Source organism: Gemmatimonadota bacterium, from assembly GCA_016714015.1.
GTDB lineage: Bacteria > Gemmatimonadota > Gemmatimonadetes > Gemmatimonadales > Gemmatimonadaceae > Pseudogemmatithrix.
The window spans coordinates 32,456-56,547 of record JADJNZ010000001.1; the positions used below are offsets into that span (position 1 = coordinate 32,456).

A 24,092-nucleotide genomic window follows, 5' to 3' on the forward strand; every position below is an offset into this window, starting at 1 on the left:
GCGCGCGCCGTGAACGCGGACACGAAGGGCGAGCACGGCCTCGTCCGCGCGGTCGGCGCGCTCGGGCTCGCCGCCGGCGTCGTCAACGTCACCATCGGAGGCGGGATCTACCGCCTCCCGCGCGAGGTGGCGGAGTCGCTCGGACCGGCCGCACCGCTCGCCTTCCTCGTCTGCGCGGCGGTCATGGCGATGATCGGCCTGAGCCTCGCGCAGGCCGGCAGCCGCGTCGCCACCACCGGCGGTCCCTACGCCTACGTCGAGCGCGCCTTCGGGCCGTTCGCCGGCTTCATGACCGGCGTCATGACCTGGCTCATCGGGGTCACGGCGATCGGCGCCATCGGCAACGTCTTCATCGGAAGCCTCGCCTCCGTCCTGCCGGCCCTCGCGACCGCGGCCGGCCGGACGACGGGGCTCGTGCTGGTCTTCGCCTTCCTCACCGGCGTGAACGTCCTCGGCGTGAAGCATGGCGCGCGTCTCAGCGTCGTGACCACGATCGCCAAGCTGCTCCCGCTGCTCGTGTTCGTCGTGCTCGGCGCCTTCGCGATCGATCCCGCGAACCTCGCCGTCGCCGAGGCGCCGGCCGCCTCGACCGTCGCGAGGACGTCGATCGTGCTGCTCTTCGCCTTCACCGGCGTCGAGTACGCGATCGTGCCGGGCGGCGAGTTGCGCGATCCGGCGCGCACCGTCCCGCGCGGCATCCTCCTCGGGCTCGGCGGCGTCACGGTGCTCTACCTCAGCATCCAGCTCGTCGCGCAGGGCGTGCTCGGCCCCGCCCTCGCGACGGCCGCCACGCCGTTGCCCGACGCGGCGGGTGTCGCCTTGGGCCCCTGGGGCCGCACGCTGCTCCTCGTCGGCGTGGTCGTCTCCACCTTCGGGTACCTCACCGGCATGGCGCTCGCGTCGCCCCGCACGCTCTACGCCTTCGCGCGCGACGGCTATCTGCCGCGCGCCCTCGCCGCGGTGCACCCGACGTTCAAGACGCCCTGGATCTCGGTGATCGTGCAGCTCGCGCTCTGCTGCCTCCTCGCGGTGATCAGCGACTTCGGCCCGCTCGCGCTCATCTCCAACGTCGCGGCGCTCCTCGCCTACTTCGCGTGCGCGGCGGGCGCCTGGGAACTGCGCCGCCGCGGCGTGCAGGAGGAGGGCACGGTCGCCTTCGCCATGCCGGGGGGCGCGATCATCCCCGTCCTCTCCTGCGGCGCGATCGTCTTCCTGCTCACGTCCATCACGCGCGCGGAGTGGGCGGTCCTCGGCTGGGTCGCGGCGGTCGCGACGGTGCTCTTCGTCGCCACGCGCGGGTCGCGCGCGGCGCGCGCGGCCGCGGTCAGAACAACAGACTGAGCGAGTAGAGCGCGAGCCCGGCGAGGCCGCCTACGAGCGTGCCGTTGAGCCGGATGTACTGGAGGTCCCGGCCGACGGCGAGTTCGATGCGGTCGGCCGCAAGGTCCGGATCCCACCCCGCTACCGTGTGCTCGATGAGCGACGCCACCTCGGCGCCGTGCTCCTCGACCAGCGAGGCGGCCATCTCGGTGAGCCGGTCCTCGAGCTCGGCGCGCGCCGCCTCGTCCGCGACGAGGTGCGTCCCCACCGAGGTGAGCAGCTTCGCGATCGCGCTCGGGGTGCCGTCCGTCTCGCCCGGATGCTCGGCGGCCTCGCGCAGCCGGTCCAGCGCCTCGCGCAGCGCCGCCTCCACCCGCGCGCGCGCCGGGTGGGCGGGATTGGATGTCACCTCGGCGAGGAAGCGTTCCAGCGCCTGCATCACGCGCTTGTGGATCGCCTCGATCGCGATCGACGGCGTGAGGCGCGGCAGGCTGGCCCGGATCTGCTCTCGCAGCGTCGAGGCGATCGCGTCCTCGCTGCTCTCCACCGCGCGCGCGACGAGCTTCACTCCCTCGTCCACGAGCCCGCCCTGCCACTTGTCGGCGGGGAGCTTCTCCACCGCCGTCGCCACGCCCTGCGTCACCTGTCCCGCGACGCGCGCGCTGTTCGTCGGGTCGGCGAGCCACTCGCCGATGCGCTGCGCGAGTCCGAGCGCCCGCAGGCGTTGGGCGATCACCTCGCGCGTGAGGAAGTGGTTCTGCACGAAGGTGCCGAGGATGCGCGCGATGCGATCCTTCTGGCGCTTCACGATCGCCGTGTGCGGGATGGGGAGCCCCAGCGGCTGGCGGAAGAGCGCCGTCACCGCGAACCAGTCGGCGAGCCCGCCGACGAGCGAGGCTTCGGCGGTCGCCCGCACGAAGCCCATCCACCACCACTGTCGTTCCAGCAGGTGCGCGACGACGTATACCACGGCCGCGACGACGAGCAGCGTCGTCGCATAGCGCCGGACCCGCGCGATGTCGGCGCGACGGGCGTCGTCCGTTGGCTTGGGCCCGAGCGTCCCCTTGGGTCGCTCGGCCGCTGGCGTCACGGGTCCCGACGGCAGCGTCATCGCGCGGCCGTCAGTACTCGAGCTTGCCGGCGGCGGCGAACTGCTTCATGAGTCGCTCCTGCTCCGGCGTGAGCGACTCGGGCACGACCACCTGGATCTCGACCAGCAGGTCGCCGGTCTTGCCGCCATGCGTGATCCCCTGGCCGCGCACGCGGAAGCGCTTCCCGCTCGGCGTGCCCTTCGGCAACGTCAGCGTGACCTTGCGCTCATCGAGCGTGAGCACCGAGACCTTCGAGCCCAGCGTCGCCTGCGCGATGTTCACCGGCGCCTGGACGATGAGGTCGAGCCCCTCGCGCTCGTAGGCGGGATCGTCCTTCACCTGGAAGGTGATGAGGATGTCGCCCGCCGGCCCGCCGCGCAGTCCCGCGCCGCCCTGCCCCTTGAGGCGGATCTTCGAGCCGCTCTCGGTGCCCTGCGGCACCGTGATCAGGACCTTCTTGTGCGTGCGCGAGGCACCGGCACCGCCGCAGGCGTGGCACTTCTGCGTCGGGACCTGGCCCTTGCCGAGGCACATCGGGCAGGGACGGTTGACCGCGAATCCGCCCTGGCCGAACGAGATGGTCCCGCGCCCCTGGCACTCGGGGCAGGTCTGGATCTTCGCGCCCTTCTCCGCGCCGGTGCCGTTGCAGCTGCCGCACTCCTCGTTCACCTCGAGCTCGATGGGCACCTTCCCACCCGCCGCGGCGACCTTGAACGGCACCTCGAGCGTGGTCTCCACGCTCTGGCCCTTCTCGGGACCGGACGGACGCGCGCGACCGCCGCCGCCCCCGAACATCGAGCTGAAGAGATCGCCGAGCCCGCCGAGGCCGCCGATGTCGAAGTCCTCGACGCGCGGTCCCGCGCCGCCGGCCGCACCGGGCCCGCTCGCCCCGGGGCCCGGGCGCGCGCTCGATCCGCGCGGCCGAGACGTGAAGGGATCGAAGGCCCCCAGGCGGCGCATCTCGTCGTACTGCTTCCGCTTCTCGGGATCGCCGAGGACGTTGTGCGCCTCCGAGATCTCCTTGAAGCGATCGGCCGCCTTGGGGTCCCCCTTGTTCGCGTCAGGGTGGTACTGCTTCGCCATGCGGCGGTACTGCTTCTTGATCTCGTCGGCGGTGGCCGACGCGGAGACGCCGAGGACCGCGTAGAAGTCCTTCTGGGCCATGGGGTGTCCTCAGGGCGCGATCAGCCGTTCCACTGCGTCACGACGACGCGAGCGGGACGGAGGAGCGTGCCGTTGTGGACGTAGCCGACCTGGAAGACCTGCGCGACGAGGTGGTCCTCCTCCTTGGACGCCGCGGGCGTGGTGGTGATCGCCTCGTGCAGCGCCGGGTCGAAGGGATGGCCCTTGGGGTCGATGACCTCGAGGCCGTGGCCGGCGAGCGACTTGAGCATCTTCTTCTCGACCATCGCCACACCCTCGATCGCCGTGCGCGCGTCGGTCGTGGCCGGATCCACATGCGCGAACCGCGCGATGTCGTCGATCGTCTCGAGCAGGCCGCGGAGCAGGAACTGCATCCCCTTGAGCTCCGCCTCCTGCCGCTCGCGCACCGCGCGCTTGCGGTAGTTCTCGAACTCGGCGAAGAGCCGCAGATACTTGTCCTTCTGCTCCTGCACCTCGCGGGCGAGGGCGGAGGTCACCATCCCGACCTCCTCGTTCTCCGAGGCCTGCTCGTCCACGGCCCCGCTGACATCGGCCGGCATGCCCTGGGCGGCGGCGGGGTCGATGGCCGCGTTCTCGAAGGAGGAGGTCTGGGTCGGGTCGGGGGTCACGTTCGGGTCGGTCATGAGGAGAAAGGTCGCCGTTTCCACAGTAGAGGGGCAACGGTCGTGCCAAGCCCGGCGTGCCGGATCAGCAGGTCCGGCGCGGGGGCAGGCTCCCTACGGCTCCGCGGGGCGTGCCGTTTCGGCGCACGCGCGCCCGTCGGCGCGCGCTACCCGTCCACCGCCTCGTCGAAGAGGGCGACCAGGGCGATCCGGAGCGGCGCCAGACCGGGACGCGGCTGCCACTCGATCGCCTCGCGGAGCACCTCGGGCCGCTCGTCGCCCGCGCGCCACCGCTCCACCAGTCGCGCGTGATAGTCGACGATCCAGTACTCGCCGACCCCGGCGCGCTGGTAGAACTCGCGCTTCCGCCCGCGATCGACCCGCGCCGTGCTCGGGGACAGCACCTCGATCGCGAGCAGGAGCCCGCCGATGGAGTCCCAGCCGAAGACGCGATCGCGGTCAGGCTTCGGCACCGCCACGTAGAGGTCCGGCTGGACGAGCGTGCCCGGGACGATCTCGATGTCGGCAGGGGAGAACCGCAGCTTCGCCGGCCGCAATGCCCGCACGCACGGATCGAGCGCGAGGAAGAACCCCGCCACGACATCCTGATGCGGGTCGCGCGGCGAGGGCGTCACGAGCAGCACCCCGTCGATGCACTCGTAGCGGTTGCCGTCGTCCGGCAACGCGCGCACGTCCTCGGCAGTCCAGAAACGCGATTCGACCGCAGGCATGGCCATAGGGTACGCTCGGCTCGGCGGAAAAGTAAAGAGGGCACGCCCGAATCTCGGGAGTGCCCTCATCTCCACCGGCATCGGTTCTACGCGGGCCCCATCGCCGGACCGCGATTCACCCCGGCAGCGACCGCCGGACGAGACTCAGCGCCGCCTGCGTCGCGCGTTGCCGCACCTCGTGCCGGTCTCCCACGCTCGAGGTCCGGAGGGACGAGACGCTGCCGCGCACGGCGACCGCGACGCAGAAGGTGCCGACGGGCTTCTCCGGGGTCCCCCCGCCCGGCCCGGCGACGCCCGTGATGCTCACGGCGACGTCCGCGCCGAGCGCCGCCGCGGCCCCCAGCGCCATCTCGCGCGCCGTCTCCTCGCTCACCGCGCCGTGCGCGCGCAACGTCTCCTCCTGCACGCCCAGCTGCCCGATCTTCACCGCATTCGCGTAGGCGATGACGCCGCCCAGGACGACGTCGCTCGACCCCGGGATGGCGGTGAGCCGCATGCCCAGCATGCCGCCGGTGCAGCTCTCGGCGACGGCGATCCGCATCCCGTGCGCGCGGAGGGCGTCGAGCACGAGCACCGCGAGGTCCGCCTCGTCCTCGCCGTAGACCCAGCGACCGACCTTGCCGCGCACCGCCTCTGCCGCGGCCGCGAGCCGCGCGTCCGCCAACGAGGACTCGATGTTGCGGACCGTCAGGCGCAGGTCCACGCCCTCCCACCCTGGGAGATACGCGAGCGACACGCCCATGGGATCCTTCGCGTGCTCGGCGAGGGCGTCGGCGATCGCGCTCTCGGCGATCCCGGTGGTGCGGAGCGTCCGCGACCGGATCACCGTCCCCCCCGCGCCGCGCGCGACGAGCCGCGGCAGGAGCGTGTCCTTCGTCATCCCGCGGAACTCGCGCGGCACGCCGGGGAGCATGGCGACCCAGCGGCCGCGCTCGTCGTCGAGCCAGATCCCCGGCGCCGACCCGTGCCGGTTCTCGAGGATCGTCGCGCCCTCGGGGATCATCGCCTGCATCTCGTTCGCCTTGGGGAGCTCCCCCGGCCAGCCGCGCGCCTTCCATCGGGCGCGGAGCGCCTCGACGATCGCGTCGTCGCGGTACATGCCGCGCCCGAAGAGCGCGGCGATCGAGGCCTTGGTGAGGTCGTCGGCGGTGGGGCCGAGTCCGCCGCTCGTGATCACCGCGCCGGTGCGGTCGAGTGCCTCGCGCACGCCGGCCGCGATCTGCTCGGCGCCGTCACCGACGGTGGCGCGGCGCACCACGCGGACGCCGAGCGCCGCGGCCTCGCGCGCGAAGAACGCGGCATTGGTGTCGATGGTGTAGCCGAGCAGCAGCTCGTCGCCGATGGTGACGAGTTCGACGTCCATGCGCCTACGCCTTCTTGGGGACCGTGAAGACGCTGCCGTGCTTGACGAGATAATCGCCGAGGGAGATCAGCGTCAGCAGGAAGGCGACGGCGAGCGTGATCGTCCCGATGCCACCGAGGAGTCGCGCCCAGAACATCGCGATGGGCCCATGCCATCCCTGCTCGTCGTAGAGGAGCTTGAGCCAGAACCAGCAGTAGGAGGCTCCCATCCAGGTGTACTGGAAGCCCGCCTTCCACTTGCCGAGCCGCTGCGCCGCGATGACCACGCCGCGTGCCTGCGCGAAGCTCCGGAACCAGGTCATGAAGGCCTCGCGCCCGACGATGAGCACGAGGACCCACCAGGGGAACCAGAACGCCTCGAGGCCCCACGTCGTGAAGGGATACGCCGACCGCTCGGCGATCGCCGGCAGGGCGTTGAGGAGCAGGTCCTCGGGATGGCCCTGGAGCATGAACATCGGGATGAACGTGCCGACGAGGAGGAGCTTGTCGGCGAGGGGATCGAGGATCTTCCCGAGGTCGGTGATGAGGCCGCGGGCGCGCGCGATCTTCCCGTCCCAGTGGTCGGAGATCGCGGTGACCAGGTAGAGGACGAACGCGAAGACGCGCACCGGCACCGACTGCACGAACGGCAGCATGGCGAGCAACGGCGACGCGACGATGCGCGCGGCGGAGATCGTGTTCGGGAGGTTCACGCGGAGTGGCGCCTGCGGGGTCGCCGGCTCACGCCAGCGTCTTGAGCACGAGCTTGCTGACCGCCTTGAGGGTGTCGAACACGCCGTCGCCGGTGACGGCGACCGCCTCGAAGTAATGCGCCCGCTCGACCCACTCGCCCGTCGGCAGCTGCTCGATGATCTGCTCCCCGGGGTGGAACTGGTCCGGCGTCACCTTCTGCTTGGCCGGGTCGGTGACCTCCCACCCCGGGTTGAGCGTCGCCTGCAGCTCGGCGAGCGGCGCGGCGTTGGGGAGGTCGCGCTTGTTGTACTGGATCACGAACGGCATCTTCGTGAGGTCGTACCCGTACTCGGCCATGTTGTCGTACAGGTTCTGCATGGCCTCGAGGTTCGCCTCCATGCGCTCCACCTGCGAGTCGGCGACGAAGACGATCCCGTCGACGCCCTTGAGGATGAGCTTGCGCGAGGCGTTGTAGTAGACCTGCCCCGGCACCGTGTAGAGGTGGAACCGCGTCTTGAAGCCGCGGATCGTCCCGAGGTCGACGGGGAGGAAGTCGAAGAACAGCGTGCGCTCGGTCTCCGTTGCCAGCGAGATGAGCTTGCCGCGCGTGTCCGGCTTCACCTTGCCGTAGACATGCTCGAGGTTGGACGTCTTCCCGCCGAGACCAGGACCGTAGTACACGATCTTGCAGTTGATCTCACGCGAGGCGTAGTTGATCATCGACATGCGCGTTCTCCCTTAGCCGAACAGCTGGTCGATCTCGTCATCAGCACCGGCGAGGAGGCCGGGCTGCTGCGCTGCCGACTTGCCGCGCGTGAACACTTCGTGGAACAGCTTGGTGAGCTCGAGCACGGTGTCCTTGATCCGGAGACGGACGAGGCCGAGGGTGGTCCGGTTGTCGAACAGCGCGACGAGGATGACGCGCTTCGCGACGTCGGCGAGGTACATCGATTCCTTCTCGCCCTGGTGGAAGAGCGAGTTGAAGTCGCTCTCGCCGATGAGCTGCGCGAGTTGGGCATTCGCGGAGAAGTCGGCGGCGGTGAGCGTCGCGAACGCCGTGGGATCGAACGTCGGCGCCTCGCCGACCGTCGCCACGAGCTGCCCGGAGCGGTCGACCAGCAGCGCACACCGCGCGTTGGTCTCGCCGAGGAACTTGTTCAACGCATGCGTGATCGCGTTGAAGTCCTCTTCCGTGAATGACCAGCTTGCCGAGCCGACCGCCATGCTCCCGTCCTATTCGAGGGTCATCGCCCGTTCAGTCCCGCTTCACATCGCCCGGCGCGCGGAGAGCGCCTGCACGATGGTCACGCCATCCGCGTACTCGAGGTCCCCACCCACGGGGAGGCCCCGCGCCAGCCGGCTCACCGCGACGCCGGAGGGCCGCAACTGCTCCTGAAGATACAGCGCCGTCGCCTCGCCTTCGAGCTTCGGGTTGGTCGCCACGATGACCTCCCGGACCCCGCCCTGCGTGACCCGGGTCACCAACGCCGCCACCGTGAGATCCGAGGGCCCCACGCCGTCGAGGGGCGCGAGGCGGCCTCCCAGCACGTGATAGAGCCCGCGATACTCGCCCGTCCGCTCGATCGACGGGATGTCCGACGCCTCCTCCACCACGCACACCACCGTCCGGTCCCGCCGCGGGTCCGCGCACAGCGCACACCGTTCCGACTCGGTCAGGTTGTAGCACTCCGAGCAGGGACGGACCTTCTCCGCCAACGTCACGAGCGCCTCGGCGAGGCGCTTGCTCTGCTCCGGCGGCTGCCGCAACAGATGGTACGTCAGCCGCATCGCCGACTTCCGACCGATCGTCGGCAGCCGCGACAGCTCGGTGACGAGGTCGTCGATCGCCGACACGCGCTAGAACGGGAGCTTGAAGGGCAACCCGCCGAGCCCCAGTCCGCCCGCGACCTTCTTCATCTCCTCGTCGGCCGCGTCCTTCGCCTTCTTCTGCGACTCCTGCAGCGCGACGACGATGAGATCCTCGAGCATCTCGACGTCGGCGGGGTTCACGACCTTCGGGTCGATGGAGACGCGCTTCACCGCGCCGCGCCCATCCGCCTCGACGGTCACCAGCCCGCCGCCGGCCGATCCGGTGACGGTGAGCCGCCCCAATCCTTCCTGCACTTCCTGCAGCTTGCCCTGCATCTGCTGGGCCTGCTGCATCATCTTCATGAGATCCACGAGCCCGCCGCGCGGTCGAAGTTGTGCAATCCGAATAAGTTAGGCGTCGGGACCGACCGCCGGCAATCCTGCCGCCCCCCCACCTCGGGGAGCAGCTCAGTCCATGAGCTCGAGGTCGAGCGCGTCGACGGCGGCGTCCAGCATCGGCGACTGCTTGCGGAGCATCGCCATCCGGTCCGCCTTCACCGCCCCCTCGTTCAGGCGACGCACCGCGCGCTCCCCCTCCGGGGCGACCGCCTTCACCACGACCTTCTGCACGCCGTCGAAGCGGCGCTTGAGGGCCCCGAGGATGATCGCCTCGCCGCCGGTGATGATGTCGGCGTGCGCATCGGACTCCACCGTGAGCGTGACGGTCCCGCTGGCCGTGACCGCCGTGGGAGTCGCGTGCGCGAGCGTGCTCGAGAGCAGCAGCGCGCGATGCTCGGCGTTGACGCTGTCGACGATCGCGTCCCAATGCTCGGCGACGCGATTGATGTCGAGGGCGAGCAGGTCGCGCCGGGGCGCGGGCCGGTCGGCGACCTCGGCGGCGGGCGCGGGAGCTGGAGCGGACGCGCCCGGCGACGCGGCGCGGCGTGGCGGCGGCGCTGGCGCCGGCTCGCTCACCCGCGCCGCCGGCGGCGGCGGGGCCGCGATGCGCTGCGCGGGCGCTGACACCGGTGCGGACACGGCCGCCGGGACGACGGGCGCAGGAGCCGCGGCCTGGACGGCCGGACGCGCGGTCGGCGCACCGGCACCGCCCGCGCCCCCACTCCCTCCGCCGGCGGCGACGCCGCGCAGGACCGCTTCGAGGTCGATCGTCCGGTCGAGGAGCGCGAACCGGACCAGCAACGTCTCGAAGAGCATCTGCTGCTGGCCGCTGCGCTTCAGGTGCGGCTCCACCTCGACGACGAGGTTGAGCATGCGGAGCAGGTCCCCGGCGGTGAAGTGCTTCGCGCGCTTCGGCAGCTCCTCCTTCAACCGGTCCGACAGGTCCGGCATCGTGCCGCCGAGGACGATCGCGAGCTGCGCGCGCAGGAGGTCGGCGAAGTCGGCGAGCAGGATGGAGAAGTCCACGCCGTGATCGGCGAGGCGCGCGACGGCGGTGAAGACGTCGGCGGCCCGGCGTTCGGCGACGAGGTCGAGGAGCGCGAGGTGCTCGTCCTCGTGCACGAGCCCGAGGGCCTCGCGCACGCGCTCCGCGGTGAGCGTGCCGCCGCCGAGCGACAGGACCTGGTCGGTGAGCGAGAGCGCATCGCGCATCGAGCCGTCCGCGGCGCGCGCGAGCATCGCGAGCGCGTCCGGCTGGGCGGCGAGTCCTTCGGCCTCGAGCACCGCCGTGAGGCGCGCGCGCACGTCGGCCGGGCCGATGCGCTTGAGGTCGAAGCGCTGCATGCGCGACAGCACGGGGGCGGCCGCCTGCTGGATCTTGTTCGGCTCCGTCGTCGCGAAGACGAAGATCACGCGCGGCGGCGGTTCCTCGAGGATCTTGAGGAGCGCATTCCAGGCCTCGCGCGTGAGCATGTGCGCTTCGTCGACGATGTAGACCTTGTACCGGTCCTCGCCGGAGGGCGCGTACATGGCGCGTTCCCGGAGCTCGCGGGCATCGTCAACGCCGCGATTGGACGCGGCGTCGATCTCGACCACGTCGAGCGACGCGCCACCGGACCAGATGCGGGTGCAGGACGCGCACTCGCCGCAGGGTTCGCGATCCTCGCGCCGGGCCTCGCAGTTGAGCGCCATCGCGAGCACGCGCGCGAGCGTCGTCTTGCCCGTGCCGCGGGGACCGCAGAAGAGGTAGGCGTGGCCGAGGCGGTCGCCGGAGATCGCGTTGCGCAGCGTGTTCGCGACGTGCGACTGGACGGCGACATCGGCGAAGCGGCGCGGGCGGTACTTGCGGGCGAGCGCGAGGGACATGCGGGGAATTTAGCCTCGGCGGCGGGGTGGCGTGAGGGCGATCGCGCACCGCCGCGCGGCGGCCGTGCCCCCGTCGTGCGCCGCCGGGAATGCAACGCGCGGGGAGCACATGCGTGCTCACCCGCGCGAGTGTTCCAGGCCTGACGGAGCGACGACGGACACCACGTACCGTTGCTGCCTTTCGGCCCTGGCGGAGTTGGCGGGCCGAAGCCCCCCGGGACCTGGAACACCAGAAGGATAGCGGGAGAGGGCGGCGTGGACAACGCAGCGCCGTCGGATTCCTCGATACTACGGGGCGCGAGCCACCCGGTCGGGTGGCTCGCCTCCATCCCGATAGGCGTTCTGCCGGGGCGTGACGCGTCCTAGACTGCCTCCCAGCTGAGCGACTCCTCAGGGAATCGAGCGCGAGACTCAGTTGCGCGGCGGCGGGGGCGGGGGGCTCCCGTCCGCCTGCGCTCCCCGCCCCCCATCCGCCGCGGGCGGGACAAGGAGCTGCTGACATGGCAGGCAAGAGCGCCGGGCACGGCGACGCACCCCGTTCCCGCTGGGCCGCCGGCGTGGCTCCCTACGCCGAGATGGGCTACTACCAGCCCGACTACGAGCCCAAGCCGACCGACATCCTCTGCGCCTTCCGGTTCGTCCCGCAGGAGGGCGTCGACCCCGTCGAGGCCGCCGCCGCGATCGCCGGCGAGTCGTCGACCGCGACCTGGACGGTCGTCTGGACCGATCGCCTCACCGCCCACGAGCACTACCAGGCCAAGACCTATCGCGTCGTGCCGGTGCACGGCACCGACCAGTTCATCGCGTACATCGCCTACGACCTCGACCTCTTCGAGGAAGGGTCGATCGCGAACCTGACCAGTTCGATCATCGGCAACGTCTTCGGCTTCAAGGCCCTCAAGAGCCTGCGCCTCGAGGACATGCGGATCCCGCCGCACTACACGAAGACCTTCCAGGGCCCCGCGCACGGCATCGTGATGGAGCGCGAGTACCTCAACAAGTACGGCCGCCCGCTGCTCGGCGCGACGACCAAGCCCAAGCTCGGGCTCTCGGCGCGCAACTACGGCCGCGTCGTCTACGAGGCCCTCAAGGGTGGCCTCGACTTCGTGAAGGACGACGAGAACATCAACTCGCAGCCGTTCATGCGGTGGCGCGACCGCTTCCTCTTCTGCATGGAGGCGGTGAACAAGGCGCAGGCCGCGACGGGCGAGATCAAGGGGCACTACCTCAACATCACCGCCGGCACGATGGAGGACATGTACGAGCGCGCCGAGTTCGCGAAGGACCTCGGCAGCGTCATCGTCATGATCGACCTCACCATCGGGTACACGGCGATCCAGTCGATGGCGAAGTGGTGCCGCAAGCACGGCGTGATCCTGCATCTCCATCGCGCCGGCCACTCGACGTACACGCGGCAGAAGACGCACGGGGTCTCGTTCCGCGTGATCGCCAAGTGGATGCGGCTCGCCGGCGTGGACCACATCCATGCGGGCACCGTCGTCGGCAAGCTCGAGGGCGACCCGGCCACGACGAAGGGCTACTACCACACGCTCCGCGACGACAAGGTCGCCGCGGACCCGTCGATCGGTCTCTACTTCGAGCAGGATTGGGCCTCGATGCCGGCCGTGATGCCCGTCGCGAGCGGCGGCATCCACGCCGGACAGATGCACACCCTGCTCCACCTCCTCGGCGAGGACGTCGTCCTGCAGTTCGGCGGCGGCACGATCGGGCACCCGGACGGCATCGCCGACGGTGCCACCGCCAACCGCGTCGCCGTCGAGGCGATGATCCAGGCACGCAACGCCGGCCGCGACTTCCTCAACGAGGGGCCCGAGATCCTCGCCGCCGCGGCGAAGTGGTCGCCATCGCTCAAGAAGGCCCTCGAGATCTGGAAGGACATCTCGTTCAACTTCGAGTCGACCGACGTGCCCGACGTCGTCGTCACGCCCACCTACTGAGGACGGATCGATGCGCGTGACCCAAGGGACCTTCTCGTACCTCCCGGATCTCACCGACGCCGAGATCCGCGCGCAGGTGCAGTACTGCCTCGACAACGACTGGCCCGTCTCGGTCGAGTGGACCGACGACCCGCATCCGCGCAACGTCTACTGGGAGATGTGGGGCCTCCCGATGTTCGAGGCCAAGGACGCGGCCGCGGTGATGCTCGAGATCGACGCCTGCCGGAAGGCCAACCCGCACGTGTACGTGCGGGTGAGCGGGTACGACCGTCGCCTCGGCCGGCAGACGACCGCGATCAGCTTCCTCGTGCAACGCCCCAAGCACGAACCCGGCTTCCGCCTCGCGCGCGAAGAGGGGGCGGACCGCCGCATCCGCTACACGACGCACAGCTACGCGGTCGATCGGCCCCAGGGCGAGCGGTACACCGAGGGCCGGTGAGCGATCCGACGGTCGATCCGGCGGCGGGAGCAGCCGCGGGGGCAGCGGCGGCCGGCTTCGTCGATATCGACGAGGCGGTACGCCACACGCCGGTCGCCGAGGCGCTCGCCGAGCTCGAGCATGACCTGATCGGGCTCGGCCCGGTGAAGCGGCGCGTCCGCGAGATCGCGGGACTCCTGCTCCTCGGCAAGCTCCGGGAGGTGCACGGGCTCGAGACCGAACGCCCGACGCTGCACATGAGCTTCACCGGGCGGCCCGGCACGGGCAAGACGACCGTCGCGATGCGCATGGCGAGGATCCTCCATCTCCTCGGCTACGTGAGGAAAGGTCACCTCGTGGTCGCGACGCGAGACGATCTCGTGGGACAGTACGTCGGGCACACGGCCCCCAAGACCAAGGAGGTCGTCAAGCGCGCGATGGGCGGCGTGCTCTTCATCGACGAGGCCTACTACCTCTATCGCCCCGAGAACGAGCGGGACTACGGCCAGGAAGCGATCGAGATGCTCCTCCAGGTGATGGAGAACCATCGGGACGATCTCGTCGTGATCCTCGCGGGCTATGGCGACCGGATGGAGACCTTCTTCCGGTCGAACCCGGGCTTCCACTCACGCATCGCGCACCACCTCGAGTTCCCCGACTTCACGGCCGACGAACTCCTCACGATCGCCGAGGGCATCCTGGCGCAGCAGGCATACGCGTTCGACGAGGATTCCCGTGCGGCCTTCCGCGCGTACATCGACAAGCGCACGGCGCAGCCCCACTTCGCGAACGCGCGGAGCATCCGCAACGCGATCGACCGCGCGAAGCTTCGGCAGGCGAGTCGGCTGCTCGCGAACGGCGGACGCATCCCGGTGGACGAACTGCGGCGACTCGACGCGACGGACATCCTGCAGAGCCGCGTCTTCCGCGGGGGCTGAGCGCTGTCGTCCTGCGTCTCCCACGCGCGACCGCGCCTCGCTGGCGCTGTCGCGCTCAGCGCAGCGGTGTGCCCGGTCGGCCGGACTTGCCATGCCTGAGCGCGGCCTCGGTCCGGTTCTTCACGCCCAGCTTCTGGAACAGGTGCTGCACGTGGAACTTCACGGTGTTCTCGGAGAGCGAGAGCTGCGCCGCGATCTGCACGTTGGTGCGCCCTTCGGCGATGAGGCCCCAGACCTCGCGTTCGCGCGCGGTGAGCTCGTCGGCGCCGCTGCGCGCCCCGCGCGCCTCGAGCCAGCGTCGCGCGGCCTGCGGGAAGACGAGCTGGCCTGACACCACCTGCCGGATCGCCGCGAGCGTCTGCTGCGGCGAGGCCGTCTTGAGCGCGAGCCCCTCGGCGCCGCTCTCGAGCACCGAGCGGATCGTCTCGCCATCGTGGTACGCGGTGAGCACGAGCACGCGCGGTCGTTCCGGCCGGTCGCGCAACTGCGCGATGATGTCGGTCGCGTGGATGCCGCCGAGCTCGTAGTCCAGCACCACGACGTCCGGCGCGAGCGACGCGACGAGCCCCAGCACCGCCTTGCCGTCGGTGGTCGCGCCCGTCACCTCCATGTCGGTCTCGCCCTCGACGAGCGCGCGCAGTCCCTCGAGGACGATCGCGTGATCGTCGGCGAGCACGATGCGGATGGGGGCGGTCACAGGACCGCCGGGACGACGACGCGCAGCACGGTGCCCTGCCCCGGCGTGCTGTCGAGCGCGAAGGTCCCGCCGAGCATCGCGACGCGATCCTGGATGCCCCGGAGACCGAAGTGCCCGCCCTCGACGCCCACGCCCTCCTCGGCCTTCAGCACCGGCGGGGCCTCGAACCCCTGGCCGTTGTCACTCACGGTCAGCTGCACGTGCTCGCCGCGCCGCTCGACGCTCACGGTCTGCCGCGTCGCCTTCGCATGCCGGAATCCGTTCGCGAGCGCCTCCTGCAGGATGCGATAGAGCGCGATCTTGCTTGGCAACGCGCAGTCGCCGAGGTCGGCGGCCATGGTGATCTCCACGGGTTGGTCGGTCATCGCTTCATGCTGGACGGTCAGTCCCTCGAGGATGGCCCCGAGGTCACGACGCTCGAAGCCCGGCGGCCGGAAGACGCCGATGAGCGTGCGCACCTCGCCGAGCGCGCGCTCGAGCAGTTGCACGGCCTGCGTCGCCCGCCGCTGGTCGGCGGGGCGGTCGGCGAGGTCGCGCGTGAGCACCTGCAGGTGCGAGAGCGCGGCGAAGACGTCCTGCACGGGCCCGTCGTGCATGTCGAGCACGATCCGCTGCAACTCGCGCTCGCCGGCCGCGAGCAGCCGGAGCGACGCGTCGCCCGCGCGCCCTTCGTCGAGGGCGCTCACGCGACGAGCGCTCCGGCCAGCACCGCCGACGCCCGGCGGAGCGCGGCATCGTCGATGTCGAGGTGCAGCACGCAGCGCACGCGCGTGTCGTGCCATTCGGTCACGAGCACGCCGGCGGCGCGGGCGCGCGCGGCGACCTGCGCCGAGGTGAGACCGTCGAGCAGGTCGATCATGACGATGTTCGTGTCCGGCGGGACGACGCGGGTGCCCGGGATGTCCGCCAGCGCGGCGGCGAGCTGCCGCGCGCGCGCATGGTCCTCGTGCATCCGCGGCAGGTGGTGCTCGAGGCCGTGCAGCGCCGCGGCCGCGAGGATCCCGGACTGTCGCATCCCGCCGCCGAAGCGCTTGCGCACCTCCCACGCGCGCCGCATCGGGCCTGCATCGCCCGCGAGGGCGGCGCCGACGGGCGCGCCGAGCCCCTTGGAGAACGAGACCATCACCGTCGCCGCGCAGGCGGCGAAGTCGGCGAGCGGCGTCCCCGTCGCCACGTGGGCGTTCCAGAGCCGTGCGCCGTCGAGATGCAACGGCAGTCCCTTCGATGCGGCCGTCTCCTGCAGTGCCTGGAGCCGCGCCAGCGGCGTCACCATGCCGCCAGCCCCGTTGTGCGTGTTCTCGGCGCAGACGACCGACGCGCGGGGCGCGTGCACGGAGTAGGGTCTGAAGGCGGCGCGGAGCGCGTCAGCGTCCATCACCGGCCCTCCCCGCACGACGCGCACCTGGAGCCCGGCGAGCGCCGCGGTGCCGGCGATCTCCCAGTTCACGATGTGCGAGTCGTCGTGGCAGTAGACCTCGGTGCCCGGCTCGCCGAGGAGCCAGAGCCCCGCCTGGTTGGCCATCGTGCCGGTGGGGAAGAAGAGCGCCGCCGGCTTGCCGAGCAGCTCGGCGACCCGCGCCTCGAGCCGGCGGACGGTCGGGTCGCCATCGAGGACGTCATCGCCGACCTCGGCCTCGGCCATGGCCCGGCGCATCGCGGGCGTGGGCTTGGTGACGGTGTCACTGCGCAGATCGATCGGAGCGGTCACGGAGCGGGGGTCTTGCGGGTGGGGATGGCGAGGTCGCGCGCGCCGGCAGCGCGCGCCTCGGCGGTGGTCTTGAACTCGGCCGTGAGCGAGGACCGCGGCGTCAGGTCACCGCGCGAGACGAGATGCATCTCCAGCACGTGGGCGACTTCGGCCCCGAGGACGAAGATCAGCGCCGCGTAGTAGGTCCAGAACATGACGATGAAGATCGCACCGAGCGTCCCGGTGTACACGGACGACGGCGGATACCGGAGCCAGATCTCGGCGAAGAGCCAGCGCGCGAACTCGAAGAGACCGGTCGCGGCGGCGGCGCCGAGGAGCGAGGGGCGCCAGGGCGTGCGGGCGCGCGGGAGCCAGCGATACAGCGCCACGAAGATCCCCGCGAGCACGAGGAGCGCGAAGAACCGCAGCAGCCCGATCTCGAGCCCACCGGCGACGTTCTCGAGGAATCCGGACGCCTCGAGCCGCGCGCCCACGCGCCCGCTCGTGACGACGAGCCATGCGCTGATGCTCACCCACGCGGTCATGAGCAGCACCGAGACGAGGATGAGGTTCAGGTCGACGAGCTTGCCGTGGAAATAGCCGCGATCGCGCCCGTGCATGAAGACGAAGGCCAGCACCGCACGGAGCGTCGTGAAGAGGCGCATCGCGAACCAGATGAACGCGAGCGCGGAGCCGACCCCGACGAGCGCGCGGGTGCGCACGACGTCGGCGAGGATGGGGTCGAGGATCGATCCGCCATCCGCGCCGGCGGCGGGCAGCAGGTTCTCGAGCGTCGCCTGCAGCACCTTCGCGGCCGCGTCGGTGGACTGGTCGAGGATGAAGCCGAGCCCGGCGGCGAGGAGCAGCAGGAACGGGATGCCCGCGAGCAGGACGTTGAACGCGACGCCGCCGGCGAGGAAGAGGGCATCATCCGCGTCGGCGCGCCGGACCACATCGGCGAGGAAGCGCCAGAGCGCCCTCAGACGCGGGCGTCCTCGGCGTCGGCATCAGGCGAGGCGCCACGGCCGTGCTTCGCCAGGCGGGATTCGAGGACCTCACGCGCCTCGCGCGCGACGTCACGCGCGACGTCGCGTGCCGCGGACGAGGTCGTGCGGACCAGTTCCTCCGCCTGCTCCCGCGCGTCGTCGACCACCACGCGCGCCTTCCGGCGGAGGCGCCGGGCGCCGCGACGCAGGTCCTGCCGCGTCTGGGCGCCCGACTGCGGAGCAAGGAGCAGGGCGATCCCGGCGCCTACGGCGACCCCCAGGATGAAGAGGCCGATCCCGCCGCCCGACCGCCGTTCGACCACCACGGTGGGTTCGCTGCCGCTCTGCTCCGCCATTGCTCCCTCTCGGTTAGAGCTCCATCAGGACGAGGAACTTCGACGAGCGCCAGAAGACCTCGGGAGAGGAGATCCGGATGCTCCCCTTGAACTTGCCGTCGGCGGGCGCCGCATCCAAGCCCGTCATGTCATTCGTGGTGATGATGCGGTACGACTTGGCCGGGTTGGGCAGGGTGATCTCGACGACCTTCAGCCGGTCGATCGAGGTGAACTCCCCGGTCTCGAGCGTCCGGGCGAGCACCTGCGTCTTCCCGATGCCGAGCATGCCGCCGCGCTGCTCGATGATGCCGCGCTTGAGCAGGTCATCCTTCTTGCCCGCGACCCAATAGACGGTGTTCTGCTCCGTGGTCAGCATCGCCGTCTGCTCGCTGAGCGCGGCGCGCTGCGTCTCCAGCTGGGTGTTCGTCTCGCGCAGCGCCATGTTCTCCGACGTCAGCGCGCTCACCTGGTCGAGGAGTGCGACGATCTCGGCCTTCTGGTTGTCGATGATCGACTGGAACTGCTTGATGGTCGAGTCGTACGACGCCATCTGCGCGGTCATGGTGGCGTTGGTCGCCGTGATCTGGCCGACGCGGCGCCGGCTCTGGGCGAGGCGCTCCTCGGACTCGCGGAGCCGCTCCGTCAGCCCCTTCACGCGGTCGGCGAGCGCCTGCCGCGCCTGCGTCGGCGACATCTGCTCCATTTCGCCGGTGGCGCTCACGACCGGCTGCCCGCTCTTCACCTTGTCGAGTTCGCCGTTGACGTCGGCGATGAACTGCGAGGTCGCCACGACCTCCTTGAGGAGCGAGTCCTTCTCCGACGAGATCGCCGCGACCTGCTGCAGCTGCTTGTCGTACTCCGACTTGGACACGCAGCCCGTGGCGACCACCGCCAGGGCACCGGCCAGGATGAACTTCCGCATACGAACCTTCTCCGTTCTGGGCGCTGCTTCGCGCGTGGGGGGGCACGGGTGGGGCGGACGCCCCACCATCCTACTCGCCCGCTTCGGCATCGTCGGGTGCGGCTTCGACCGCGGGACCGCCCGTGCCGGGCGCCGGTCGCTGGATGGCCGGCCCCCTCACGTACCGCCGCACCGCCTCCGCTGTTCCCTTCACCCCCAGATTCTCGAACAGGAAGGTGAACTTCGCGTCGTAGGCCGCGGCGATCCGCGCCTGCAGATCGGCCGGGAGGTCCCAGAGCTGCCGCTTGAAGGGCCCGAAGGCCTTCTTCCGCGTCTTGTAGAAGAACTGCTCGTCCGAATCGCCCGCCTTCCGCTCATCCGCCGCGTTCACGCGAAGCCACTCGTAGATCTCGGCCCGGAGCGCCGGCGGCATCAGGTCGTACATCATGTTCTGGAACCCGGTCGCGAGGTGGATCTCCGCGGTCTCGGTCCGGGGGAAATGGTAGAAGGCATCATCGGGCAGCGTCGAGGCACCGTGTTGCACGGCCCCGGAGAGCCCGTACTGCTCGCGCGAGACCCGCGAGAGGTCCTCGAGCGTCTTGAAGTCGAGCGCGACGTCCTTGATCGACCCGTCGGCGAGCACGACGCCGCCGTGCGAGGTCCCCGACTGCACCGAGATCTTCGAGAGCCCCACCATCCCCGGGGCCTTCGCCTGCAGGGTCGCGTTGTAGCCGTCCATGAACGCCTGCAGCTCGGCGACCGTCGAGTTCTCGGTCCCGACCTCGCCGATCTCGCCGCCGAGCGAGATCGTCACGCCCGCGGGCTCGAGCGCGCGGACGTGGCGCGTGAGCTCCACCCCCACCTCGTAGTTGAGGCGCTGCTGCTCGGCGAGCGTCGCGTGCGAGAGGTCGACCAGGGTCGACGTGTCCAGGTCGATGTTGTAGAAGCCGGCCGCGACGCCCTCGGTCGCGAGCGCCTTCACCGCGGCCACCTCGGCCGCCGCATCGACCTTGTACTTCTTGGCGTTCACCTGGAAATGGTCACCCTGCACGAAGACCGGCCCGCGGTATCCCTCTCGCAGTGCTGCCGCGAGGATCACCGCGACGTACTCGGAAGGACGCTGTTCGGTGTAGGCGATCTCCGAGCGGGCGATCTCGAGGATGATGGCCGCGCCGTCCAGGCGAAGCGCGGTGCGGTAGACCGAGCGCACGGTGTCGTACGTCGCACCGCGGATGTTCATCGCCGGCACCGTGACGCCCTTCACCTCGCCCCGGCCACGCGCCATGTAGAAGTCGTGGATGGAGGCCGAGAAGGTCCCGACCGCGCGCGCGGCCTCCCAGATCACCCAGCGGGCCCACTCCTTCTCGGCCTCGGTGCCGAAGACCGCGAGCCGGACGAGCCCGTCCATGAGGGGCGACGCGAGTGCGGAGGCGTCCGTGACGCGCACGGTACCGGCATCGAGGGCGATCGCAGCGCCGAGCGCGCTGCGGACGGAGGCGGGACAAGCGGACATGCGATTGGTCAGGGCAGGAGGGGGGACGCGACGCCCGGGCGCCGCGGTGATGCCGACCGTGGGAATCTGCCCACGGCCGGGGAGCGAGGCAACGCGCTGCGCGCGGCTAGAGCACCCAATCGGGGTCGGCGGGCGGGAGCGCGTCCCACGTGGCCTGCATCTTCTGCCACGCGGGATGTCCGAACTGGTAGTACGTGAGCTGCTTGCCGAGTTCGACGCCGGGCTGGTCGAGCGGATCGACCTCGTAGAGCTGGCCCGCGTAGATCGTCGCGAGCTCGAACAGCATGAAGAGGCCGCCCAGATGCCAGGCGTCGGCGCGGGTGACCTTCAGCGTCATCGTCGGGCGCCCCATCGTGGCGAGCGCACCGGCCGTCGCCCGGCATTCCGCGCGGAGCAGTTCGGCGAAGCCGTGCCCCCCGAGATAGGCCAGCTCGGCCGGCCCGTCCCGCGGGATGAGCAGCTCTCCGCCCTCCGGCTCCTCGACGTCGAGGAACGTCACCGTCTTGTCCGCCGGCCCCTCCATGAACAGCTGCACCTGCGCATGCTGATCGGTCGCGCCGACCGCGACGATCGGCGTCGGGCCGACGTGCCGGCCATCCCCGGTGCGCTTGCCCAGCGACTCGGCCCAGAGCTGCACGAACCAAGGGGCCAGATCGCGGAAGGCGTCCGAATACGGCATCAGCACGTGCATCCCCTGTCCGGCCTCGAGGTGCGCGCGCCACTGGAGCGCGGCGAAGGCCAGCGCAGGGTTGTCACGGAATCGGTCGTTCGCGCAACGATCGCGCATCGCGGTCGCGCCGGCGATGAGCGCATCGACGTCGAGGCCGAGCAATGCCGCCGGGAGCGTGCCGACGGGGGTCAGCACGGAGAAGCGTCCGCCGACGTTCGGCGGGATCTCGAACGCCGGGATCCCCTCCGCGTTCGCGATAGGGCGCAGCACCCCCTTGGCAGGGTCGGTCACGAATGCGAGCGCATCCTTCGCGGCGATCCCCGCCGCGGCGAGCCGCTCGCGGATGAGCACGTACTGCGACATCGTCTCGGCGGTGCTCCCCGACTTGGAGATCACGAGGAAGCGCGTGCGCGGGAGGTCGACGAGTTCGAGCAGCCCGCGCACCGAACGCGGGTCCACGTTGTCGAGCACATGGAGGCGCGGCCGTCCGCCGCGCTGCGCCTTGGTGCGCGCGTTCCAGTCACGCGGGAGGAGCGCGGTGCGGAGCGCGACGGCACCGAGGGCCGACCCGCCGATGCCGAGCACGACGACATCCTCGAGCCCCTCGCGGTGGGCGGCGGCCCACGCCTGCATCCGGGCACGCTCCGCCGCCTGGGCCTCGAACTCGCGGAACCCCAGGATGCCCTTCGCGACGTCCGCCATCAGACCCGCGTGCGCGGCGGCGAGCCGGGGGGCGAGGGACGTGATGCGATCGGGCGAGGCGCCGTGCGGCACGGCGCGCGCGAGCATGCCGGAGACGTCGAGCTGGATGGTCATGCGTCAGGGATCTCCACGGTCAGCCCGTCGTACGCGGGCCGGATGTCGGGGGGGAGTTCGGCCTCGAGGTCGGCGTGCGCCGTCTCGTGCGTCAGGTGGATCAGGTAGGTCCGCGCCGCGCCCACGCGCCGCGCGGCCGCGACCGCCTCGCTCACCGACAGGTGCGTCGGATGCGGACGGCGGAAGAGCGCATTCAGCACGAGCACCTCCGCGCCGCGCAGGACCTCGATCGCCTCGGCGGGGAGATCCTTCGCGTCGGTGACGTACGCGAGGGGACCGATCCGATACCCGAAGACGCGGGCGCGGCCGTGCGGGACCTCGACCGGCGTCACCGCGAGCTGGCCGATCAGGACCGGCACACCCGCCTGGAGCGCATGCAGCGCCCCCTCCGGCTTGCTGGTCCCGGGGATCGGCTTCACCGTCGAGTCGAACACGTACGGGAAGCGGTGCTTGAGCGCGACCAGCGTCTCGGCGGGGCCGTACATCGGCAGCGCGCCCCCCCGCACCGACAGCGGGCGCACGTCGTCGATGCCGTGCGTGTGGTCAGCATGGTCGTGCGTGAAGAGCACTGCGTCGACGCGGTCGACGCCGGCCGCGATGAGCTGCAGCCGCAGCTCGGGCGGCGTGTCGAGGAGGAGGCGCGTCCCCTTCCCCTCGACGATCGCGCCGATGCGCATCCGCTTGTCGCGCGGATCCTCCGACCGGCACACCGCGCACCCGCATCCCACCTGCGGGACGCCGAACGAGGTCCCCGTGCCGAGGAAGGTGAGCCTCACACCGTCTCCACCTTGAGCTGGTTGGTCGTGCCGGGCGTGTCGAACGGCACGCCCGCGGTCACGACGATCCGGTCGCCCGGCCTGGCGAAGCCGTGCTCGACCAGCTTGGCGCGGGCGATCGCCGCCATCTGCTCGTAGGTGTCGCAGTGCGGCACGAGGAGCGGGACGACCCCCCACACCATCGCGAGCTGCCGATAGGTGCGCTGGTTGTCCGTGAGGCAGACGATGCGCACACCCGGCCGCCGCGCCGCGACGACGCGCGCCGAGGCGCCGCTCTTGCTGATGACCACGATCGTCTGGGCGCCGAGCAGGCGCACCGCGGTCACCGTCGCCGAGGCGATCGTCTCCTCGACCGAGGCCGAGCCCGGCGTCACGCGGTCGATCCCCTGCCCGCGCAGCACCGGCGCTTCCTCCGCCGCGCTCGCGATGCGGCGCATCGCCTCGACGGCGAGCACCGGATGCAGTCCGGCCGCGGTCTCGGCCGAGAGCATCACGGCGTCGGTGCCGTCGAGGATCGCGTTGGCCACGTCGCTCGCCTCGGCGCGCGTCGGCCGCGGGTTCTGGATCATCGACTCGAGCATCTGCGTCGCGGTGATCACCGGACGTCCGTAGCGCGCCGCGAGCCCGATGATCCGCTTCTGCTGCAGCGGGACCTCCTCGAACGGCAGTTCCACGCCGAGGTCGCCGCGGGCGACCATCACCGCGTCGGTGACCTTGAGGATGTCCTCGATGCGCGCGAGCGCCGAGTCCTTCTCGATCTTCGCGACGATGAGCATCCCCTTGGGGAGCAGCGCGCGGAGTTCCTCGATGTCCTCGGGGCGCCGCACGAACGAGAGCGCGAGATAGTCGAGGTCCTGCTCGATTGCGAACGGGATGTCGGCGCGGTCCTTCTCGGTGAGCGAGGGGGCCGAGACGTCGATGCCGGGGAGGTTCATCCCCTTGTTCGACTTGAGGAGCCCCCCATAGCGCACCTTCACCGCGACGCGGACGCCATCGATGCCGGTCACCTGCATCGAGAGGAGGCCGTCGTCGACGAGGATGGTGCCGCCCTTCTGCACGTCCTTGGCGATGTCGTCGTACGTGACGGGGATCTCGTCGCCGGTGGCGACCTCCTCGGGGGCGAGCACGAGCGCGTCACCCTCGACCAGCTGCCGCGGCTCCTTGAGCAGGCCGATGCGGATGCGCGGCCCCTGCAGGTCGCCGAGGATCGCGACCGGCTTGCCGAGCTCCTGCGCGATGCCGCGGATGGTCGCGACCGTGCGCGCGTGCGCCTCATGCGTGCCATGCGAGAAGTTGAGGCGCGCGACGTTCATGCCGGCGAGCATGAGCTTGCGGATCACGTCGGGGTTGGCCGACGCGGGACCCATGGTGCAGACGATCT

25 protein-coding genes and 1 other RNA gene are annotated in these 24,092 nt (G+C 70.9%); 4 read left to right on the plus strand and 22 right to left on the minus strand.

What is annotated here, in order from left to right:
- The first annotated feature begins 9 nt into the window (after nt 1–9).
- Nucleotides 10–1,341, plus strand: coding sequence for an amino acid permease (locus tag IPJ78_00140; protein MBK7904951.1), 1,332 nt, complete (start codon nt 10–12; stop codon nt 1,339–1,341).
- Here the strand turns inward: IPJ78_00140 and IPJ78_00145 are convergent.
- The 12 genes from IPJ78_00145 to ffs all read right to left on the minus strand — a co-directional run bounded on the left by IPJ78_00145 (nt 1,325) and on the right by ffs (nt 11,242).
- Complete coding sequence (locus IPJ78_00145; GenBank protein ID MBK7904952.1) at nt 1,325–2,431, minus strand: DUF445 domain-containing protein; 1,107 nt, start codon at nt 2,429–2,431, stop codon at nt 1,325–1,327. The two genes, IPJ78_00140 and IPJ78_00145, sit on opposite strands and share 17 nt — an antisense overlap.
- A gap of 10 nt (nt 2,432–2,441) precedes the next feature.
- Nucleotides 2,442–3,575 carry a molecular chaperone DnaJ gene (gene dnaJ / locus IPJ78_00150; GenBank protein ID MBK7904953.1) on the minus strand — a complete coding sequence of 378 codons (1,134 nt, stop codon included), beginning with the start codon at nt 3,573–3,575 and terminating at the stop codon, nt 2,442–2,444.
- 20 nt (nt 3,576–3,595) lie between these two features.
- Nucleotides 3,596–4,198, minus strand: coding sequence for a nucleotide exchange factor GrpE (locus IPJ78_00155; protein ID MBK7904954.1), 603 nt, complete (start codon nt 4,196–4,198; stop codon nt 3,596–3,598).
- Nucleotides 4,199–4,344: 146 nt separating this feature from the next.
- Complete coding sequence (locus IPJ78_00160; protein MBK7904955.1) at nt 4,345–4,908, minus strand: Uma2 family endonuclease; 564 nt, start codon at nt 4,906–4,908, stop codon at nt 4,345–4,347.
- 115 nt (nt 4,909–5,023) lie between these two features.
- The gene (locus tag IPJ78_00165; GenBank protein ID MBK7904956.1) at nt 5,024–6,271 is read right to left on the minus strand and encodes a competence/damage-inducible protein A; all 1,248 of its coding nucleotides are present in this window, start codon (nt 6,269–6,271) and stop codon (nt 5,024–5,026) included.
- A gap of 4 nt (nt 6,272–6,275) precedes the next feature.
- Nucleotides 6,276–6,962, minus strand: coding sequence for a CDP-alcohol phosphatidyltransferase family protein (locus IPJ78_00170; GenBank protein ID MBK7904957.1), 687 nt, complete (start codon nt 6,960–6,962; stop codon nt 6,276–6,278).
- 28 nt (nt 6,963–6,990) lie between these two features.
- The gene (locus tag IPJ78_00175; GenBank protein ID MBK7904958.1) at nt 6,991–7,668 is read right to left on the minus strand and encodes a GTPase domain-containing protein; all 678 of its coding nucleotides are present in this window, start codon (nt 7,666–7,668) and stop codon (nt 6,991–6,993) included.
- 12 nt (nt 7,669–7,680) lie between these two features.
- A complete protein-coding gene (locus IPJ78_00180) occupies nt 7,681–8,166 on the minus strand; it encodes a roadblock/LC7 domain-containing protein (GenBank protein ID MBK7904959.1) in 486 nt (161 codons plus the stop codon).
- A gap of 42 nt (nt 8,167–8,208) precedes the next feature.
- Nucleotides 8,209–8,796 (minus strand): recombination protein RecR, encoded by a 588-nt coding sequence (gene recR / locus IPJ78_00185; GenBank protein MBK7904960.1) that lies wholly within the window; start codon nt 8,794–8,796, stop codon nt 8,209–8,211.
- Between the two features lie 3 nt (nt 8,797–8,799).
- Nucleotides 8,800–9,114: a YbaB/EbfC family nucleoid-associated protein gene (locus IPJ78_00190; protein ID MBK7904961.1), complete on the minus strand. Its 315-nt coding sequence runs from the start codon at nt 9,112–9,114 to the stop codon at nt 8,800–8,802.
- 105 nt (nt 9,115–9,219) lie between these two features.
- Nucleotides 9,220–11,016, minus strand: a complete 1,797-nt coding sequence (gene dnaX / locus IPJ78_00195) for a DNA polymerase III subunit gamma/tau (GenBank protein ID MBK7904962.1) — start codon at nt 11,014–11,016, stop codon at nt 9,220–9,222.
- Nucleotides 11,017–11,146: 130 nt separating this feature from the next.
- Nucleotides 11,147–11,242: signal recognition particle sRNA small type (gene ffs, locus IPJ78_00200), an RNA gene on the minus strand.
- A 274-nt stretch (nt 11,243–11,516) separates the two neighbouring features.
- Here ffs and IPJ78_00205 point away from each other — a divergent pair.
- From IPJ78_00205 to cbbX, 3 genes are read left to right on the plus strand one after another with little or no spacing between them, the layout of a single operon-like run.
- Nucleotides 11,517–12,974, plus strand: coding sequence for a form I ribulose bisphosphate carboxylase large subunit (locus tag IPJ78_00205; protein ID MBK7904963.1), 1,458 nt, complete (start codon nt 11,517–11,519; stop codon nt 12,972–12,974).
- Between the two features lie 10 nt (nt 12,975–12,984).
- Nucleotides 12,985–13,413, plus strand: a complete 429-nt coding sequence (locus tag IPJ78_00210) for a ribulose bisphosphate carboxylase small subunit (protein ID MBK7904964.1) — start codon at nt 12,985–12,987, stop codon at nt 13,411–13,413.
- The gene (gene cbbX, locus IPJ78_00215) at nt 13,410–14,330 is read left to right on the plus strand and encodes a CbbX protein (GenBank protein ID MBK7904965.1); all 921 of its coding nucleotides are present in this window, start codon (nt 13,410–13,412) and stop codon (nt 14,328–14,330) included. The genes IPJ78_00210 and cbbX overlap by 4 nt, the downstream gene beginning before the upstream one ends.
- A 55-nt stretch (nt 14,331–14,385) precedes the next feature.
- Here cbbX and IPJ78_00220 read toward each other — a convergent pair whose 3' ends face one another.
- The 10 genes from IPJ78_00220 to pyk form a co-directional block, all read right to left on the minus strand.
- On the minus strand, nt 14,386–15,027 hold the full coding sequence (locus IPJ78_00220) for a response regulator transcription factor (GenBank protein ID MBK7904966.1): 642 nt from the start codon (nt 15,025–15,027) through the stop codon (nt 14,386–14,388).
- Nucleotides 15,024–15,713: a sensor histidine kinase gene (locus tag IPJ78_00225; protein ID MBK7904967.1), complete on the minus strand. Its 690-nt coding sequence runs from the start codon at nt 15,711–15,713 to the stop codon at nt 15,024–15,026. Before IPJ78_00225 ends, IPJ78_00220 begins: the two co-directional genes overlap by 4 nt.
- Entirely contained in the window at nt 15,710–16,681 is a 972-nt protein-coding gene (locus IPJ78_00230; protein ID MBK7904968.1) for a threonine aldolase family protein, read from the minus strand. Before IPJ78_00230 ends, IPJ78_00225 begins: the two co-directional genes overlap by 4 nt.
- 50 nt (nt 16,682–16,731) lie before the next feature.
- Complete coding sequence (locus IPJ78_00235) at nt 16,732–17,667, minus strand: YihY/virulence factor BrkB family protein (protein ID MBK7904969.1); 936 nt, start codon at nt 17,665–17,667, stop codon at nt 16,732–16,734.
- A gap of 26 nt (nt 17,668–17,693) precedes the next feature.
- The gene (locus tag IPJ78_00240; protein MBK7904970.1) at nt 17,694–18,056 is read right to left on the minus strand and encodes a YtxH domain-containing protein; all 363 of its coding nucleotides are present in this window, start codon (nt 18,054–18,056) and stop codon (nt 17,694–17,696) included.
- Nucleotides 18,057–18,069: 13 nt separating this feature from the next.
- Nucleotides 18,070–18,957 (minus strand): hypothetical protein, encoded by an 888-nt coding sequence (locus IPJ78_00245; GenBank protein MBK7904971.1) that lies wholly within the window; start codon nt 18,955–18,957, stop codon nt 18,070–18,072.
- Between the two features lie 70 nt (nt 18,958–19,027).
- On the minus strand, nt 19,028–20,449 hold the full coding sequence (locus IPJ78_00250) for a class II fructose-bisphosphate aldolase (protein ID MBK7904972.1): 1,422 nt from the start codon (nt 20,447–20,449) through the stop codon (nt 19,028–19,030).
- Between the two features lie 106 nt (nt 20,450–20,555).
- Complete coding sequence (locus IPJ78_00255) at nt 20,556–21,935, minus strand: glucose-6-phosphate isomerase (GenBank protein MBK7904973.1); 1,380 nt, start codon at nt 21,933–21,935, stop codon at nt 20,556–20,558.
- Nucleotides 21,932–22,711 (minus strand): MBL fold metallo-hydrolase, encoded by a 780-nt coding sequence (locus IPJ78_00260; protein ID MBK7904974.1) that lies wholly within the window; start codon nt 22,709–22,711, stop codon nt 21,932–21,934. The genes IPJ78_00255 and IPJ78_00260 overlap by 4 nt, the downstream gene beginning before the upstream one ends.
- Nucleotides 22,708–24,078: a pyruvate kinase gene (pyk, locus tag IPJ78_00265; protein MBK7904975.1), complete on the minus strand. Its 1,371-nt coding sequence runs from the start codon at nt 24,076–24,078 to the stop codon at nt 22,708–22,710. Before pyk ends, IPJ78_00260 begins: the two co-directional genes overlap by 4 nt.
- Between the last annotated feature and the right edge of the window lie 14 nt (nt 24,079–24,092).